Origin of the sequence: Mesorhizobium maamorense (genome assembly GCF_044998965.1) — a bacterium.
GTDB lineage: Bacteria > Pseudomonadota > Alphaproteobacteria > Rhizobiales > Rhizobiaceae > Mesorhizobium.
Map to the genome: position 1 here is coordinate 3,187,786 of NZ_CP173356.1, position 17,766 is coordinate 3,205,551.

Sequence of the window (17,766 nt, forward strand, 5' to 3'; positions counted from 1 at the left end):
TGGTCTCGCGAAGCTCGGCCGGATGACGGGTGTTCCAGGAAACGCAAACGCCTCATTCCGACACGCACCCCTCAACCGTCTCGGCGCTGCGCGCCGATCCACCTTCTCCCAAAACGGGAGAAGGAAAGAGCTTTACCCCGCCGATTTCGCCAGCTGCATGTCCACGAACTGCACGCCCTTGGCCGCAACTCCAGCCCACTCCGACTCCGCGTCGAGCTCCAGATACCGCGCCCACAGCCGCCGCGCTTCCAGCAAATTGCCGGCGTCGAATTCGAGCCGGGCGAGATTGAAAACCGGATCGGCGTAACTGCCGTCGAGCGAGATCGCCTTCCACAAGTGCCTTCGCGCCGACGCCGTCTTGCCCTCCTCGCTCATCAGCCCGGCGAGATTGAACCAGGCCTCGACGAAAGCCGGATCGAGCTTGATCGCGCGCGCATAGTCATGGGCCGCTTCCGCCGGGTGGCCGCCGGCGCGCAGGCAGTTGGCGCGGTTGAAGGCGGCGATCGCGTCGCCTGGATCGATTGCAAGGCAGCGCTGGTAGAGCGCGGCGGCACCATCATGGTCGCCGCCCTCCTCCGCCGCTTCGGCCTCGGCGAACAGCTCTTCCAGCGGATCGTCGTCGGAGGCGCCGAGATCGAACAGCAATTGCCCGTCGAGCTCGCTCTCGCCGCCATCCAGATAGATCGCATCGGGCCGCCCGGATGCCGAGCCGACCGCGAGCGACTTGGCGGTGAGCGAAGCCACCGGGCCGGAACGATGCACCGAGCGCGCGATCGCGCGCCATGTCGCGCCGCCGGCGACCAGCCCGGCATATTTGCGCGCCAGGATCAGGTCGCGGAAGGAATAGGGTTCCGAGTCATGTTCGAAGGCATCGAACAGCGACAAGAGATCGAGGTCGGCGCCGGATAGCTGCGACTGATCGATCAGCGATTGCCGCGACAGCGAGGAGGCCTCAGGCGCCTTCATCAGTCCGAGCAGGCGCAGAAAACCGTTCTCGCTGAGCAATGTGCGCCCGGCGCCGCGCTCGGCGGCGACCCGGCGTTCGACCTCGACATCGCCGGTCTTCGTGAGCCCGGCTTTGACCAGCCCGGCCTTGACCAGCAGACCGCGACCGAACACGACATGCGTGGTGCGCCGGATGACACCGCGCCTGAGTTCGCCATGCTGGCGCGCGACCTCGCGCGCCGCCAGCCTGAGCGGAAACGCCGCCAGCGCGCCGATCGTGCCGAATATGGCGCCGGCTGGTGCCGTCACTTCTTGCTCTTGCCGACCGCCTTCAGCAGGTTGGCTTTCAGCGGATTTTCAGCAGCGCCGCCCGCGGCCGTCTTTTTGGCGGGCTTGGCGGGCGTCTCGTCGGCCTTGCTCTTCGACTTGGCCGGCGGCTTCGACTGCGACAGGCTCGCCTTCAGCGCATCCATCAAATTGATGACGTTGCCGCGCTCGGGTGCCGCCGCGATGATGGGCTTGTGGCCCTTCAGCTTCTCGCGGATCATCGCCATCAGCGCGATCTCGTAGCGATCCTCGTAGTTCTTCGGATCGAAGGTGGTTTCCTTCTGCTTGATCAGCGCTTCGGCGAGTTGCAGCATTTCAGGATCCGGGTTGCCGGCAGGGATATTGCCGAAATATTCAGCCGTGCCGCGCACTTCGTTCGGGTTCCTCAACGTGCACACGAACATGCCGTTTTCGCGCGCGCCGATCGTCACCACGCGCTCGCGGCTGGACAGGACTAGCCGCGCGATCGCCAGCTTGCCGGATTTGCGCATGGCTTCGCGCAGCACGGCGAAAGTCTCCTCCGCCATCGCGCCGTCCGGCGCCATGTAATAGGGCGCGTCCTGGTAGATGACGTCGACCTCGTCCTCGTCGACGAAGGCCTCGATGTTCATCGTGTGGTTGGATTCGATGCGCACCGCGTCGAGGTCGCTATCGTCGATGATGATGTACTGCTTGTCCTCGTACTCGTAGCCCTTGACCAGGTCCGAACGCTCGACCAGTCCGAGTTCCGGATCGACCGGCTTCATGTTGATGCGGTTGTGGGTCTTCTTGTGCAACTGGTTGAACGAGATGCGCTCGCTGGCACTGGTGGCGGGGTATAGCCGCACCGGACAGCTCACAAGACTGAGTTTGAGGTAACCTTTCCAACTTGCCCTGGGCGCCATGATGAACTCCTACGCGGCCATGCACTGAAACTTTCGCAGCGCTTTCGTCCGAAGGACGAACAAGGCTGCCCATATCCTACACCGACCTCGCACCTTACCAGCAAATCCTGACGAAATGTTTTAGGACGCCGGAAAGGCTGCGAGTAGAGAATAATTCAAATTGTCAAAAGCGTCGATGGACTTGGGTTCCTCGCTCCGCGAAGCAGAGAGAGGAAACCAATCTATTTGAACGCAGGCAAATCCCGAGCAAACTCGTCGATCTCAGCCCACGGATCGCCCGACGTTTCCAAGAGTCCCGGCAGCGACGCATAGTTCAGGTCCTGCGGCGCGTCGATCGTCTCCAGATCCGCCCAGCTCACTGGTGTCGAGGCCGGCAGGTTGGTGCGGGCGCGCAGCGAATAGGGTGCGGCGGAGGTGTGGCCGCGCGCGTTGCGGTGATAGTCGATGAAGATGCGCTTCTTGCGGTTGTCCTTGCCCATTGTGGTGGTGAAGGTGTCAGGCGCGCTTGCCGCCAGATGCGTGGAAATAGCGCTGGTCGCCTGGTGCAGCGTCTTCCAGTTCTGCCTGGCGGTCACCGGCACGGTGATATGGATGCCCTTGCCGCCCGAGGTTTTGGCGAAGGGGACCAGCCCCAGCCTCTCCAGTTCGCCCTTGATGTGCACCGCGGCCTCCACCACTTCGCGCCAGGAGATTCCTTCGCCCGGATCGAGATCGAAGACGATCTGGTCGGGCCTGTCGAGGCTGGTGCGATGCGTGCCCCAGGTATGGAACTCGACCACGCCGAACTGCGCCAGCGCCAGATAACCTTTCGCGCCCTCGACCGAGAGGTAGGATTTGGTCTCGCCGTCGGAGTTGGTCGCCTCGAAGGTGGCAACCGAAGGCGGCATGCCGGTGAAGGCATGGCGCTGGAAGAAGCAGTCCTTCGGCAGGCCGGTCGGGCAGCGCACCAGCGACACTGGACGCCCTAGAATATGCGGCAGCATGAAATCCCCGACCAGCGCGTAGTAGACGGCGATGTCGAGCTTGGTGGGCCCGGTCTTGCCGAACAGGCGCCTGGTCGGGTTGGTTACCCAGATCGTGGCGAGGTCAGCCTCCGCGATCAGCCGCTTGCGCTTGGCCGAAACCGGCGTCGAGAGGCCGACATCCCTGAGGCCGCGAAACACCGCATGGCGCAGAGCATTGTCCGCCGTGCGGTTGGCGTAATGGATATGGGCTGAAAACAGCGGCTTCACCCAATGCATCTCGCGCATGATTTCGCGCGGCGCGCCTTCGGGCGCCATGGCGCCTGATGTGAGCGGCTCCAGCCGGGCCAGAAGATCGGCCGCGGTCTCGGCGTCGAAGCCGGTGCCGACCTTGCCGCGATAGTGAAGCTCGCCGTCCTCGAATTCGGCAAGGCCAAGCGCCGCCAGCCCCTCGGCTGCATCCGAAACCGTGTAGCCGGCGATGACGAAATCGCCGGTTTGCAGCGCCTTGGTCTTGGTCCAGCTCTTCGTGCGGCCGCTCTGGTAGGCCGCGGTTGCGCGCTTGGAGACGACGCCTTCCAGGCCAAGCTCCGAGGCCTGGTCGTAAAGCCCCTGCCCGTCGCCGCCCACGTGATCGCTGTACTGGATCGCGGAGTTGGCGCGCAGGCCGGCGAGCAGTTCGGCCAGCAGCGCCTTGCGCCTTTCCAGCGGCGCCTTGCGCAAATCCCAGCCGTCGAGATGCAGGAGATCGAAGGCGTAGAAATGCAGCTTGCTGCCGGCGCCCTCCGCCAGCGCGTCCTGCAGAAGCGCGAAGCGGGAAATGCCCTTGCCGTCGAGCACGACGATCTCGCCGTCGATGATGGCCTCCCGGCACGGCAGCTTGGCGAAGGCATGCGGCAGATCGCCATAACGCTTGGTCCAGTCGATGCCGCCGCGGGTGATCAGCCTGACCTCGCCACCTGTCAGATGCGCCATGGTGCGGTAGCCGTCGAACTTGATCTCGTGCAGCCAGGACTCGCCGGTGCGGTCGCCAGGATCGTCACCGCCCGGCGGTTTCGGCACCTGTGTCGCCAGTTGCGGCTCTATGCGGGCGGCGGGCGAGGTCTTGACCGCGCCGGGCAAGGCGCCGGGCTTCAGCGTACCGGGCCTTGGCGCAGCCTTGGCCGGCGGCGGCGCCACCAGCTCCTCGATACGGCGGCCGGATTTCACGCTCTCCGGCCGCTCTTCGAGGATGTCGCGCGTGGGATTGGAAGCGAGATCGCGCTCCTTGAACAGAAGCCAATTCTTCTTGCCCTCCTCTTCGCCGGGCTTCGGCTTCAGCCTGGTCAACATCCAGCCGCCATTGAGCTTTTTCCCGGCCAGCCGGAACTTGAAGGCGCCGGTGCGCAAGCTCTTCTCGACATCCTCCATCGGCGCCCAGCTGCCCGTGTCCCAGACGATCATCGGCCCGCCGCCATACTCGCCTTCGGGAATGACGCCCTCGAAGTCGATATATTCGAGCGGATGGTCCTCGGTCTCGACCGCCAGCCTTTTGTCGGCCGGATTGAGCGAGGGTCCGCGCGGCACCGCCCAGCTCTTCAGCACGCCGCCGACCTCCAGGCGCAGATCGTAGTGGTCCGCCGTGGCATGGTGCTTGTGGACGACGAAGCGGTTGCCCTCCTCGGCGATCAACCCACCCGCCGGTTCCGGCGTCTTCGAGAATTCGCGCTTGGCGCGGTAAGGTTTGAGCTTGGAGGGCGTCGTCATGGCATCGACCGTCGCAAGCCAGCCAATTGCAACAACAGAGCGCCATGCCTGCTCGAACGGTCCGATGCGGCATGTATCAGGGTGACTAGCCGAAACGTCGCTGCCAACCAGTCACCACGCTCAATCGTCGGCCGCCGGCGTCAGTTCGAGCTCAGCGGGCGACAGGCCCTGCCGCAGCTGGCTCAAGCGGAATTCGTCGACCCAGTAGGCCTCGCCATCGACCAGCACGCGCGCCCTATAGGTGCCGCCTGAAAAACTCTGCGCGGTGATGTAGACCTTGTGGCGGTCGAGCGCCTTGCGCACCGCGGCACGCTTGGAGTTCTGGCTGTTCACGGCACTGGACATGCGCTTCGCCCTCGGTCGCCCTGACACGGAACTCGACCGCGCTTCGCGGTCCGGCGACTGGCGTCAAGGATGGCGGAGAGCGGCGCGGGTGTCAATTTCCTCGCCGCGGCGGCTTCCCTGCAAGACGCAAGCATAGCCGACGGCATCGGCTCGATTATGTCCGCGAACCTGTGGGCTGGAACAGTATGACATCTTGTTTGGCATATGCGCCGAGGCGGCTCGGCGCTTCTGCTTTCCGCATTGTTAACCTCGGCGCGCCTAGGAATAGGCGGGCTCCGGCCGCGGCGCCAATGCGTCAGAGCGGCGCGGGGATGGCGCGGCCATCCAGGAGAACAAGGTTCATGACCGCTTCCGTGCGAAGCAATGACTGTGAAGTGGCTGTTGTCGGCGCCGGGCCTTTCGGACTTGGCGTCGCCACGGCGCTCAGGGCAGCTGATGTAGACGTGCTTGCCTTTGGCAGCCCGATGGGGTTTTGGCGCGAGAACATGCCTCGGGGCATGCGGCTTCGCTCGCCCTGGCGCGCAACCTTTATCGGCAACCCGAACGGCTCGCTGTCCCTCGATTCCTACGCCAGCGGCCAGCGCGTCGAATTGCGCGAGCCATTGCTACGGCAAGATTTCGTCGACTATGGAATGTGGGTTCAGGCTCAGGCGATTCCGGATCTCGACACGCGCATGGTGAGCCGTGTCGAACGGACCAATGCGGGATTCCGCTTGATCCTTGCCGATGGCGATGTGGTGCGCGCCGGCCGCGTCGTCGTCGCCATGGGCCTGAAGAACCAGGAACTGGTGCCCGCCGCCTTCACCGGCCTGCCCTCCGAATTGGTCAGCCATACCAGCGCGCACACCGGATTCGAAGCCTTTGCCGGCAAGCATGTCGCCGTCGTCGGGCGCGGACAAAGCGCCTGCGAATCCGCCGTCCTGCTGAGAAAGGCGGGAGCCGACGTCGAACTCGTCTGCCGAGGCGACATCCATTGGCTGGGCGCGCCGTCCAGCAGCCGGGGCCGCAATGTGCTAGGCGCCGCCGAGGAACTCCTGGCGTCGCCCTCGCGCGTCGGCCCCTTCCCGTTGTCCTGGCTGATCGAGGCGCCGGGTCTCGTGCATGGTTTGCCGGCGGCGGCGCGACGCTGGGTCAATGCGCGTGGCCTCAGGGCCGGCGCGTCGGGCTGGCTGCTGCCGGACTTCGGCGGCATCAAGGTCAAGGCCGGCCGCGTGATCGTCGGCGCCTCCGCCAGCAACTCCGGACTAGACTTGCGGTTCGAGAACGGCTCGACCGCTTACGATCACGTCCTGCTCGCGACCGGCTATCGCATAGACATCGGCAAGCTTGGGCTCTTCGCCCCCGATTTCCTCGATGCGATCGCCTGCCGCGACGGATCGCCTGTCCTTTCCACGGGACTGGAATCGAACATTCCCGGCCTGCATTTTGTCGGCGCCAGCGCGGTCGCGAGTTTTGGCCCGTTGATGCGTTTCACCGCCGCCACCCCGTATGCGGCGCAGGCCGTCACCCGTTTCATACGCACTGCCAGAAGCAAGGGGCAGAACGCACGGCGCTCCACCATGAGACTGGGCGAAGCCTCGGTTCCCGCCGGCCCGAAGCCGCGTTGAGCGTCGCCGGCCCCGCCATGTATCAGCGCGATCAGGCGGGGCTCTCGCCTGTCAAAGCGGAAGAGCTGGGCAACCGGCCGTGCCGGACAGCATGTGAGGATGTAGGCTTGGCGACGTCAGGCGCAGTGTTTCTGGGGGGCGCGCACGGCACGCTTGCCCTGGCGCGCAGCCTCGGCGCGCAAAAAGTGCCCCTCACCTACGTCACCAATGATTCGCCGCTGCCGGGCTGGTCGCGATTTGTCGGAGCCACCATCCGCTGGCCCGGCCCAAACGATGAGCGGGCGCTGCCGTTTCTGCTGGAAGCGGCGCGTAAACACCGGCTGGAGGGATGCCTCCTGATCCCGGCCGCCGATCCAGAGGTTCGCCTGGTCTCGGAAAACCTCGTCGCCCTGTCGGCGATCTATAAGATCTTGCTGCCTTCCTGGGATGCGTTGCAGTGGGTCTGCGACAAGCCGTTCCTCTACAGGCGGGCAACCGAGTTGCGACTGTCCATTCCAAAGACCTATGACATCGCATCCATGACGCAGGCCTTATCCCTGGACATGGTTTTTCCGGTCGTTCTCAAGCCTCACATGGGTGGCGGCAACACCCGCATCGCCAGGGCCAAGGTCGTCCAGGCCGACGACAGGGCCTCGTTTCTCGCCGCCTATCGCGGCGCGGCCGAACAGATCGGCGGCCAAAACGTCGTCGTGCAGGAGCGCGTGCCGGGCGGGGGAGAAAGCCAATTCTCTTACGCCGCGCTCTGGAACGAGGGCAAGCCGATCGCGGAGTTCACCGCGCGCCGATCGCGGCAGTATCCGGTCGACTTCGGCTATACCAGCACCTTGGTCGAGATCGTCGACGAGCCCCGCGCCGTCGCTGCCGCGCGCACATTGCTGTCGTCGATCGGCCATAGCGGCCTGGTCGAGGTCGAATTCAAGCACGATTGTCGCGACGGCACGCTCAAGCTTCTCGACGTCAATCCGCGCCCCTGGTCCTGGTTCGGACTTTGCGCGCCTGCCGGCGTCGACCTGGGCGCGATGCTGTGGGAAACAGTGAACGGCCGGGCCACCGCAGCCGCTACCGCTCGCCCGGGAACGGCATGGATGTATCTGGCCCGCGACGTTGTTTCATCCGTGACGCTGATGTGGCGCGGCAGCCTCGGCATCGCGGCCTATCTCAACTCGTTCGCGACGGTTCGATCCTGGGCGGCGTTCGCCTCAAACGATCTGCTGCCGGGGCTGATCGAGCTGCCGCTGACGGCATGGCGGGTGCTGACGAGACGGCTGCTGAACCCGGCCGGCCGCCGGCGCTGACAAAATCGCTCTTTATGACGGCCGGTAGTCGAAGATCGCGTAATCGATGGTCCGCACCGCGTCGAGGAAACGCGGCATGGGCGGCGTCACGCGTTGCTGGAAAGACCCGGCATCGTGGATGGCGGGCTTCGCCCATTCGATGGCCCTGTGGCTCGAACTGCCGTAAACGACGAGGCAGGGCCGCGGGTGCCGTTCCAGCGACGACATGAGATTGCCCAGCACGATTTCGAACACGTCCCTGGAAAAGGGATTGTAGAAATAGACCAGCAGCGGCGTCGGCGGGAACTCATACGTCGCGGCATCCGCTTCGATAACTGCAATCTGGCGGCATTTCTGGGCCGGGCTCTTGTATCGCTCGATGTTGCGCCGGGCGATTGCGACGAGCTCCCGCGCGAACTCCACACCGACAATCGCGGCGAACGGGTAGTGCGACGCCAACAGGAGCGTGCGCGACTTGCCCGAACCGATATCGATGAAGGTGTAGTCTGCGAGATCGTCCGTCAGCCTGTCCATGATGAAGGCGAAGGATCTAGGCGACGTGCAGACGCATTCATTGCCCTGGTCCCGGTGCGGTCCGACGACATCGAGCGCGTCGAGCCGGATCGAACCCGCCGTATCGACGCCATTGTCGCGATCCCACCGGCGCGCCAGCCGGTCGGCAACGAGATGGCGGATGTTGCGTGCGACGAAGCGGCCGCTGTCACCAAGGCCATGCCGCCGCACGAGCCGGAGCGGTTCGAGGATTCCTTGCTGCCGGACGAACCGCAGCGCCCTTGCGATGCGTCCCCTCGATCTGTCCTGCAAATTGATGCTGTGCGTTTCACGGTTCATTGCGGATCGGCTCGGTTGCCTGTCAGCGCAAGCGGCGCAGGCCGCGTACCAGGCCTTGGCCGGCCTTGAGCAGCCGCGGTTTGGAGCGAATGAAAAGCTCGATCCGGCAGCGCAGCGAAATATAGGCGGTGGCGCCCCATCCCCGCAGCGTCATCGACTGGCACAGTTCGGCCAGCACCGAACTGGCGGCGCCGATATGCTCCTTATAGCCCTGGCTGCCGACCGAAAGGTCGAAATAGTCGAACCCGTGCCCGCGCCCCCACATCATCAGCTTGCCAAATGTCGTCAGTCCCGGCGGGGCAACGGCATTCTGGTCGATCCCGAGCAACAGGGTATGCAGCGTGCCTTTCCTGACCAGCACATAGATGACGGCGAGCCAGGCTTCCCCTCCGCGCAATCCGAAGATGCGCACCGAGCCGTCGGAAAGGCCATGCAGCGCGGCAACTCGGTAGAAGTCGACGACGGGTTCCTGCGTCAAGAGGTCGAAACGGCCGAGCTCGCGAAACCGCTTCAGTCGCAGTTCAAGGAGCGTGTCAAAGAGCGTTTCCGTAAGCGCCGGCGTGTCGGCCTCGACCAGGCTCAGGCCACCGAGCTTTTCGAGGCGGCGGCAATGCTTGTGAAAGCTCTTGGCGAAGGAGGGCCTGCAGATGCGCTTGATGAGCGTTTCCGGTTCGCCGTGCAGGACAAGGCCGGAGGTGATCTGGAGGGAATCGTGCGCCGCCGAAAGCAGCGCCAAAGGATTGGCGACTCGTTGGATCTGTTGCGGGATTCCCAAGATATGGATGCGATCCGCCGGTGGCAGCACGGCGCGGACTGCCGCCCATGCGGCGTCGGCGCCTTGCCTGGTCCATGCCCTGTCATCCGCCAGCAGCGGTGCCGAATAATCGCAGACGCCGCAGCTCAACCATTCGATCACGGAGTGGCCCAGCGCCCGGCGCCGCATCAGCGGCAAAAGCATGACCGGCGCGCCCGTGGCGGCGTCGTTGACCTCGACGACAAGCAGTTCCGCGCCTTTGGGCATCAGCCGTTTGGCGATCCCCTCGACCCACGCATAATGCTGATGCGCGGTGCACACGCCATCGGCCTGAAATCGCAGCCAGAGCGGCTTTACAGTGTCGAGGCTGGTGTGCAGCCGGGCTTTGAAGCGCGCGGCTGTACCGGCGCTGGCGGCAGTCGGGGACAATAACCCGTCGGATAGATCCGTCTTGGGAGCCGTTCCCGTGGCTTGCCACATGCTTCTCCTGTCCTCCCGGCCGGCCATAAACATCGTCCACGCAAGCAGTGTAAACCCCGCCAACTCAGGACCGCCCCGGGCAGCCGTGCGTTGGAGCGCACGAAAGCCATGGTTGCGGACCAATGGCAGCGCTTGCGATACCCCCGCATCGTAAACCACGGCAAAGTTCGGTCAGGACCAGACCTTTGGCGCCATTATGTTCGTTGCTTTCGCCTACCGGCCGATGGCCGAACTAGTCGAACCTTTGCCCGCGTGCCCAGCTCGTCGACCTGCCATGAGGCCCGGTGAGACGTTGGGCACTTGCGCTCAGGTCGATCGCTAGCATCAAAGCATGAACGGTGCGTTGATGGACACTCAGAAATTGCACCGATCGGTCGTGCCACGTCGGGGCCATTCGTGAGACCACGCCGACGACAAACGGGGCCTTCCCGCCGCGTGCGTCCGTTACACCCTCACTGCCTCGCCTGCCACCGGTCTCTGCTACCGTTTTACCGGGGCGAACGGGACCGACCGCCGCCACCCCCCCAACCAGCTGTCGCGCTGCTGGTCCGGGTGCTCGATGTTCCATATGCGGTGACTCGCGAAATACCATGACGCCGCAAGGACGAAGATTTCGGAGACCGCGGAACCCAACAGCGACCACGGCGGAGGCGCGATTGCCAGCAGGATTGCGATCAGCGTCAGCCCGATTATTGCGCCACCGGTCGTGATGAACGCGACGGTCCGGAAATCGCCGAGGATCTCAAGGATGATGCGAGGCATGACATAAAGCATGACCGGGATGAAATTCGCGATCACGAAAAGTCCGATGAATCCGACCGAGGCATCCTGGAGGGCCTGGGATTTTATCATCGGCAGGACGAATAGGATGGCACATCCATAGACGAGGCCACCGATCCCCATGACCAGCGACCAGATCTTCGCTTGCGCCCAGACACGGCTTGTTTCGTTATTGCGCATCAGCTTCGCCAGCTCCGGCTGCGTCATGTTGAAGAGAGCAAGGCTGATGATGCGCAGTGGGGCAAACAGCACGAGGACCGCCGCCAGCGGCGCGTAAGCGGCGGGTCCGGCAATGCCCGCGACCAGCAGGGCCAGGCATTGACCCTGGATGTTCGTGGTGGTCGCGCTGAACGCCGACCAGCGCAGCTGCGGCCAGAGCCTTGTATAGCGGCGGCGCGTCGGCATGCGGAAGCTGATGCGAGGTGTGCGGCGCGCCAGCCGAACCAGGACGACGATGCCGAGCAGATTTGCGGCCGCAAGCGCATAAAACACGGTTTGCAGCGCGTCCTTCGCCAACCACATGGTCAGTCCGGTCAGGATGATGCCGGTAATCGTGAAAGCGGCGTCGCTGATGGAGACGATCACCTGCTGGCGCCGAGCGAACAGTGCCGTGCGCATGTGGCTGCGCAGCGACCATGCGCCGACGAAGCAGCCGGCGGCGATGCCGCTCGGATCGCCCAGCAGATGCATCAGGATCGCCGTGCTGCCCGCCATCAGCAGCGACACCACAAGCGCCGCTGTTCCGAAGGCCACGTCATGGGCATCGACGCCGGCGCTGTTGGTGCTCTTGCCCATCCATATCGAGGCGGGGACGGCGGTGAGCGATCGGATGTACGACAGGCCGACGCCGCCCATCACCATGCCGATGGCGAAGAGACCGTAACCTTGCGCCGACAGCATGTGCAGCAGCGCGATGTTGAGGGCAAAGTGAAAGCCGCTCTGCATCGCCTCGCCGCCGACCATCAGCACGAGGCGTCGCACCAGATGGACCGGGAATTTCACGGCCGGGTCTCGGCCTGGCGGGCGGTTGCCGGCCTGCCCGGCCTCGCCATCGTCACTTTCAGCTTGTCGGCGGCGATCGCCGCGATCGCGGCCGCTGCGACCGGTTCGCTGAAGACTGTCTCGTAGCGTGCGCGGCCGGCAGCAACAAAACCGCGCCAGGCCTCGGGCCGCAGGATGATGGCCTGCAATTTCGCGGCAAGGGCGGCGGCGTTGTTCGGCGGAACATGCCAGCCGGTCTCCCCGTCGCTGACCACCTCGACCAGCCCGCCGATCGCCGATACCAGTGGCGGCCGACCATAGGCCATCGCCTCGATGGCGACGCGGCCCAGCGATTCCGGGCGCCGCGACGGAACGGTGACGATGTCGGCCCAGCGGTAGTGTTGCGAGGGGTCCGGTATGAACGGCAGCACGCTGACGCGATCGGCCAATCCCATGGTGTTCACCAGCTCGGCCAAGGCCAGTTCGCGCTCGGTGCTTTCGAAAGCGCCGCCCACCAGCCGCACTTCGATGCGCGAGCGCAATTCCGGCGGCATCGAGGCGACCGCCTCGAGCAGCACTTCCTGGCCCTTGATCCTGTTGATGCGGCCGAGCAGCAGCACCCGCAACGGCCGGCTGCCGTCATAGCGCATCGGCTCGGCCGCCGGCGGGCCCGCAACGCCATTATAGACCACATGCGTGCGTGAACGTCCGACAATGCCGAAAGCGGCGCGCGTGGCGCGTGAATTGAAGATCAGGTCGGCATGGCTCCAGCGCATCAAGGCGACCAGGATCGTGCGCATGAAACCTTCGGGGATCTCGTGGATATGCAGGACAGCCTTGTGAGGCAGCAGGCGGGCGGCCAGCGCATAGTCGGCCACGATCGAGGTGTTGACATAGACCAGATCGCATTGCCTCAGGCGTCGCCATGCCCGCCATAGGGCCAGCGGCAGGCGCGCCATCTCGACGGTCGCGAGGCGCAGGATGGCTTGGCGCCGCAACACCCAGAGCGGCTCGAAGACGATCCGGCTGGCATGCGGTTCGAGGATCTGCACGATCGGCCCGCTGCGCGGCAGCACGACTTCGATGTCGGCGGACGGAAACGCGGCGCGCAGGGCTGCGACGCTTTCCGCGAAGCTTCGGTCGGAGCCATAGAGTTCGTAGCCCTGATGAACGCAGGCAATCCGCATCTTAATATCCCGCCAGGTTCATACCCCATCCAGCATCGCGCGAGGCGGATGGCTGCCGAAGTCCAGGAGCAAGGATCATGCCCGGTCCGCTTTCCCAGGCGGTTAGGCCGAGGAACCCCGGCAACGCCTCGTTTCGATACAGATACGCCCGGAAAGTTGACCGATAATGAAACAACTCCGGCGTTTGGTAAGAATTTTTTACGACGTTCTGCGACAGTTGCTCCCACTCTTGCCCGGCTGGAAGTCGCAGGGTGGGTTCTGGTGCAATGAACATTCCGGAAAGTCCCGTCGGCCATGACATCAAAGCCCTCCATCCTGATCCTGGGAACGCGCGGCATACCCGCGGCCCATGGCGGTTTTGAAACCTTCGCCGAGAAGCTGGCGCTTTTCCTCGCCGGACGCGGCTGGAGGGTCGGCGTTTACTGCCAGGACGAAGTCGAGCGTGTCGAGCACAGGGCGCGCAGCGAAACCTGGCGCGGCATCGAACTCATCCACATCCAGGTCGCCTCGAAAGGTCCGCGCGCGACGCTGGAATTCGACTGGCAATGCGTGCGCGATGCCGTGCGGCGGCCCGGCATGTGCCTCGTGCTGGGTTACAATGGCGCGCTTTTCCTGACCTGGCTCAGGCTGATGCGGCGCAAGATCATGACCAACATGGACGGCATCGAATGGCGCCGCCCCAAATGGGGCCTGGCGGCGCGAAGCTGGTTCTGGCTCAACGAATGGATCGGCGCCTGGACCTCGCATCGCCTCGTCGCCGATCATCCTGTCATCGCCGATCATTTGGCGACACGCCGGCCGCGCAGCGCGATCGTCACCATCCCCTATGGCGGCGATCCGGTGACGACGGCGCCGGAGGCACCGGTCAGGGCGCTCGGGCTCGAACCTGGAAAGTACCTGATCTCGATCGCGCGCATCGAGCCCGACAACAACATCCTGCCGATCGTCGAGGCCTTTTGCAGCAAAAAGCGCGACATGAAGCTGGTGGTGCTTGGGACGCTCTCGGATGAAATCCCCTATCACGCCGCCATTCGCAAGGCCGCGAACGGCTCGGTGGTTCTGCCCGGGGCCATCTATGACCAGGCGACCGTGAAGGCGCTGCGGTACCACGCGCGCGCCTATATGCATGGCCACACGGTCGGCGGCACTAACCCGTCATTGGTCGAGGCGCTGGCGGCCGGCAACATGGTGATCGCCCACGACAATCCCTACAACAGATGGACCGCGGGCGCCGCCGCCCTCTATTTCACCGATACCGGCACTTGCGCCGGCCGGATCGATCGGGCCATCGAAGACGACGCCCTGGTCGAGAGTTGCGGTGAGGCCGCCAGGGCGCGCGCCCGCGAAGCCTTCCGCTGGGAAGACGTGCTGCTGGCCTATGAGAATGAAGCCTTCCGGCTGCTCGGCGTCGTCGCCGGCGAGGCCATCCCGGTCGACCATCCCTCGCACGCATGACGACGTGGTCGCGCCGGCGGGTTCTCGGAGCGGCGCTGTCCACGGCGGCGTTGTTCGCGCCGCTTTCTCCCGTGTCGTCCAGCCTGGCCGCCACCGGCGAATGGCGCTTCCGGCGCGGCGTCAACGCCTTCCCCTGGTTTTCGCTGACGCGCGAATTCCCCGCACCCCGTACCGACTACGACTGGCCTCCATTCCAGCAGCGGCCGGTGCCGACGGCGGCCGATCTGCGCAGGCTGCGCGCGACGGGTCTCGATTTCATCCGCCTGCCGGTCGATCCCGGCCCGTTCCTGGCCGGCGATGCCGGCACGCGCGGCCGTTTGCTGGCGATGCTCGATCGGGCCGTCACCGCCGCTCTCGACGCCGACCTCGGCATCATCGTCAACGTGCAGGCCAATAGCGCGACCCACTATTGGAATCCGGACCGCATGGTCTCCAGCACTGCCGCGCCCGCCTTCGATCTCTATCGGACGCTGATCGGCGAGCTTGCCGGCCGGCTGGCGCGGTTTCCATCGGGCAAGGTCGCGCTGGAGCCGGTCAACGAGCCGCAGCAATCCTGCGAGTCCAACGTCTGGTCGCAGGTCCAGTTCGCGCTCCTGACCGAAGCCAGGGCATCGTCCGTTACCCTGCCGCTGGTCGTGACCGGTGGCTGCGGCTCCATGGTGAGCGGGCTGACCGCGCTCGATCCGGCGCCGCTCTCGCCCTTCGAACCGATCCTGTTCACCTTCCACTTCTACGAGCCCTACCTGTTCAGCCACCAGGGCGCGCCGTGGATGAGCGAACCCGTCTACCGTTCGCTCAACAACGTGCCGTGGCCCGCCTCGGCCGGTTCGCTCGAGGCGACGCTGGCTTCGGTGCGGGCGCGCATGGCCGAGGACGCCGAAATCTCCGAAGCGGACAAGAAAGCCGCCTACGCGGAAACCGAGCGCGTGCTGAAGGTCTATTTTGACGCCCAGCCCGGCCGCTGGTTCATCGACAAATACCTTAGCCAGGCGCGCGATTGGGCCGATAGCCACGGCATCGCGCCCGAACGCATTGTCATGGGTGAGTTCGGCGCGCTGCGCACCGACGCCCGCTATGTCGCCGCGCCCGATCCCGACCGCGCCCGCTACATCGCCGACGTCAGGCAAAGCGCCGAGTCGTTCGGCTTTGCCTGGGCCTTTTGGGCCCTCTTCGACGGCATGGGCATGATGGACGACACCACGCGCGCTCTGGACCCGGCGATGATCGAGGCGCTTGGGCTGGAGATGCCGGGCTAGTCTGCGTATCCCCGTTGCTTGTCCTTGCTTCCGTCAAGCGGAGGCAGCGATTGCCGAGGCGAAGTCGCGATATGGGCGCAGTGGGCGTCCGAGCAAGGCAGTCAGGCGCTCGACGTCGCCGGCCTCAGGCAGCATCCCGTCGGTCAAGAACCGCTCGCCCATCAGGCGCATGTCGTAGGCCATCCAGGCGGGCAAGAGTTGCTTGAGATTTTGCTCGAAGCCTTCGGTATTGTCGCCGCCGTAGTTGATCGGGCGGCCAAGCACCTCTGACCAGATTGCGGCGATATCCGTCCCGGTCAGTGTCTCCGGGCCGACGAGGTTGATTCGGTCGAGCGCAAGCGGCTCGGAAGACTGTTCGCGGCGCAGCAACTCGAGGGCGGCGATCTCGGCGATATCACGCACGTCGATCATGGCGAGCCCCTTGGCGCCGATCGGCATTGGGTAGGTGCCGTGGCCGGTGATGACGTCTTCGATCATCAGATCGTTCTGGATGAAGTAGGCCGGGCGCAAGATCGTAGCCTTGAAGTCCATCTCCTCGATCATGCGCTCGACGCCGAACTTGCCCGCGAAATGGGGTACGTTCACATAGACGTCAGCGTGGACCACCGACAGATAGACGATCCGCTCGATGCCGGCAGATCGGGCGACGTTGAGCGCGACCAAAGCTTGGGTGAATTCGTCCGGTACCACGGCGTTCAAAAGGAACAGAGTAGAGACTCCGGACATGGCTTTCCGCAGCGAATCGACATCGAGAAAGTCGCCTTGCACGACGGAGACGCCTGCCGGGAAGTTGGCTTTCGACGGATCGCGGACGAGAGCACGCACATCTGCGTCGCGCTTGACGAGATGTTCGACGACTTGGCGGCCAATGTTGCCCGTGGCGCCGGTAACGAGAATGGTCATGAAATTTCTCCTGTTGGATTGCTTGACAGCTCCAATATGTGTGGCTCACTAACAGCCCAACAGGCGGAAATTTTAGACACGTCGTCTCACTGGTGGAACACACATGGACCTCCTTGCCCTCGCCGATTTCAATCTCGTTGCCCGTCATGGCGGTTTCGGCAAAGCGGCAAGGGCGACCGGCCGGCCCAAGGCAACCCTGTCCCGGCGCGTTGGAGAACTGGAAAGCAGTCTTGATCTGCGCCTGTTTGAACGGGGTGCGCGTAACCTCAAGCTCACCGAAGAAGGACGGGCGCTCTTCGAGCGGACGGGAGCGTTGCTCGCCGAACTCGACGAGACCGCTTCGGCGATTGCCTCGGGCGGTCAGAGACCCAAAGGGAGACTACGGATCAGCGCGCCTTTGCATTTTTCTCAGACCGCAATGGGAAGGATCGCTGCGGGGTTTGCCCTCAAATATCCGGAGGTGAGGCTGGAGGTCACGACCGAGGACCGGGCCGTGGACATGATCGAGGAAGGCTACGACCTGGTGATCCGGGTCAATCCGGATCCCGACGAAAGCCTGGTCGGACGGGCGTTTCTGCGCGATCGCCTGGTCGTGGTGGCTCGCCCCGACCTTCCTCGCCCGACCGGTGGACTCGCCGCTCCTGGCGTTGCGCGCGGGGCAGGAGATCAGCAGACATTGCACGTGAAGACACAAGGTGGCCGGTCAACGATCAGGATCGAGCCGGTCCTCGCCTTGTCGACGCTCATCATGGTCCGGGACGCGGTGCGGGCCGGCGTCGGTGCGGCACATCTTCCCATTTCGTTGGTGAGCCACGACCTGGCTGACGGGACACTGGTAAGTTGGGGGGAGATCGACGGCCCCGAGATCGCTCTATGGACGCTCTACCCCTCTCGACGGCTACTCAGCGCGCGAGTGTCGGCGTTCATGGACTTTCTAAAACAGGCCTTCCCGAACGGGACGCCCGACGAACTGGCCGCCTATATTGGCAGGTGACGACCGCACCCGCTTTCGGGCGTAGAAAGCCTTA

General features: G+C 64.6%; 14 protein-coding genes. 5 read left to right on the forward strand and 9 right to left on the reverse strand.

Annotated features, from left to right (window positions below; all coding sequences use genetic code 11):
- Window positions 1-132 precede the first annotated feature (132 nt).
- From ACIU1A_RS16210 to ACIU1A_RS16225, 4 genes are all read right to left on the reverse strand, one after another.
- A complete protein-coding gene (locus ACIU1A_RS16210; RefSeq protein WP_404927743.1) occupies window positions 133-1,254 on the reverse strand; it encodes a tetratricopeptide repeat protein in 1,122 nt (373 codons plus the stop codon).
- Window positions 1,251-2,156, reverse strand: coding sequence for a Ku protein (locus tag ACIU1A_RS16215; RefSeq protein WP_404927744.1), 906 nt, complete (start codon window positions 2,154-2,156; stop codon window positions 1,251-1,253). Before ACIU1A_RS16215 ends, ACIU1A_RS16210 begins: the two co-directional genes overlap by 4 nt.
- A 221-nt stretch (window positions 2,157-2,377) precedes the next feature.
- The gene (ligD, locus tag ACIU1A_RS16220) at window positions 2,378-4,864 is read right to left on the reverse strand and encodes a DNA ligase D (RefSeq protein WP_404927745.1); all 2,487 of its coding nucleotides are present in this window, start codon (window positions 4,862-4,864) and stop codon (window positions 2,378-2,380) included.
- A gap of 120 nt (window positions 4,865-4,984) precedes the next feature.
- Entirely contained in the window at window positions 4,985-5,209 is a 225-nt protein-coding gene (locus ACIU1A_RS16225; protein ID WP_140499061.1) for a hypothetical protein, read from the reverse strand.
- Window positions 5,210-5,550: 341 nt separating this feature from the next.
- On the opposite strand from ACIU1A_RS16225, the gene ACIU1A_RS16230 reads away from it, so the two are divergent.
- Both ACIU1A_RS16230 and ACIU1A_RS16235 read left to right on the forward strand, forming a co-directional pair.
- On the forward strand, window positions 5,551-6,816 hold the full coding sequence (locus ACIU1A_RS16230) for an NAD(P)-binding domain-containing protein (protein WP_404927746.1): 1,266 nt from the start codon (window positions 5,551-5,553) through the stop codon (window positions 6,814-6,816).
- Window positions 6,817-6,923: 107 nt separating this feature from the next.
- Window positions 6,924-8,111, forward strand: a complete 1,188-nt coding sequence (locus ACIU1A_RS16235) for an ATP-grasp domain-containing protein (protein WP_404927747.1) — start codon at window positions 6,924-6,926, stop codon at window positions 8,109-8,111.
- Window positions 8,112-8,123: 12 nt separating this feature from the next.
- On the opposite strand, the gene ACIU1A_RS16240 is transcribed toward ACIU1A_RS16235, so the two are convergent.
- The 4 genes from ACIU1A_RS16240 to ACIU1A_RS16255 form a co-directional block, all read right to left on the reverse strand.
- Window positions 8,124-8,942, reverse strand: coding sequence for a class I SAM-dependent methyltransferase (locus ACIU1A_RS16240; RefSeq protein WP_404927748.1), 819 nt, complete (start codon window positions 8,940-8,942; stop codon window positions 8,124-8,126).
- A gap of 22 nt (window positions 8,943-8,964) precedes the next feature.
- Complete coding sequence (locus ACIU1A_RS16245; RefSeq protein WP_140630568.1) at window positions 8,965-10,176, reverse strand: GNAT family N-acetyltransferase; 1,212 nt, start codon at window positions 10,174-10,176, stop codon at window positions 8,965-8,967.
- Window positions 10,177-10,656: 480 nt separating this feature from the next.
- Window positions 10,657-11,958 carry a hypothetical protein gene (locus ACIU1A_RS16250; protein WP_404927749.1) on the reverse strand — a complete coding sequence of 434 codons (1,302 nt, stop codon included), beginning with the start codon at window positions 11,956-11,958 and terminating at the stop codon, window positions 10,657-10,659.
- Complete coding sequence (locus ACIU1A_RS16255) at window positions 11,955-13,124, reverse strand: glycosyltransferase (protein ID WP_404927750.1); 1,170 nt, start codon at window positions 13,122-13,124, stop codon at window positions 11,955-11,957. The genes ACIU1A_RS16250 and ACIU1A_RS16255 overlap by 4 nt, the downstream gene beginning before the upstream one ends.
- A 294-nt stretch (window positions 13,125-13,418) precedes the next feature.
- Here ACIU1A_RS16255 and ACIU1A_RS16260 point away from each other — a divergent pair, with 294 nt between their 5' ends.
- On the forward strand, window positions 13,419-14,579 hold the full coding sequence (locus ACIU1A_RS16260; RefSeq protein WP_404927751.1) for a DUF1972 domain-containing protein: 1,161 nt from the start codon (window positions 13,419-13,421) through the stop codon (window positions 14,577-14,579).
- On the forward strand, window positions 14,576-15,835 hold the full coding sequence (locus ACIU1A_RS16265) for a glycoside hydrolase family 5 protein (protein ID WP_404927752.1): 1,260 nt from the start codon (window positions 14,576-14,578) through the stop codon (window positions 15,833-15,835). The genes ACIU1A_RS16260 and ACIU1A_RS16265 overlap by 4 nt, the downstream gene beginning before the upstream one ends.
- Window positions 15,836-15,868: 33 nt before the next feature.
- On the opposite strand, the gene ACIU1A_RS16270 is transcribed toward ACIU1A_RS16265, so the two are convergent.
- Window positions 15,869-16,738: an NmrA/HSCARG family protein gene (locus ACIU1A_RS16270; RefSeq protein WP_404927753.1), complete on the reverse strand. Its 870-nt coding sequence runs from the start codon at window positions 16,736-16,738 to the stop codon at window positions 15,869-15,871.
- Window positions 16,739-16,841: 103 nt separating this feature from the next.
- Between ACIU1A_RS16270 and ACIU1A_RS16275 the strand changes: the two genes are divergently transcribed.
- Entirely contained in the window at window positions 16,842-17,732 is an 891-nt protein-coding gene (locus ACIU1A_RS16275) for a LysR family transcriptional regulator (protein ID WP_404927754.1), read from the forward strand.
- The last annotated feature ends 34 nt before the right edge of the window (window positions 17,733-17,766 follow it).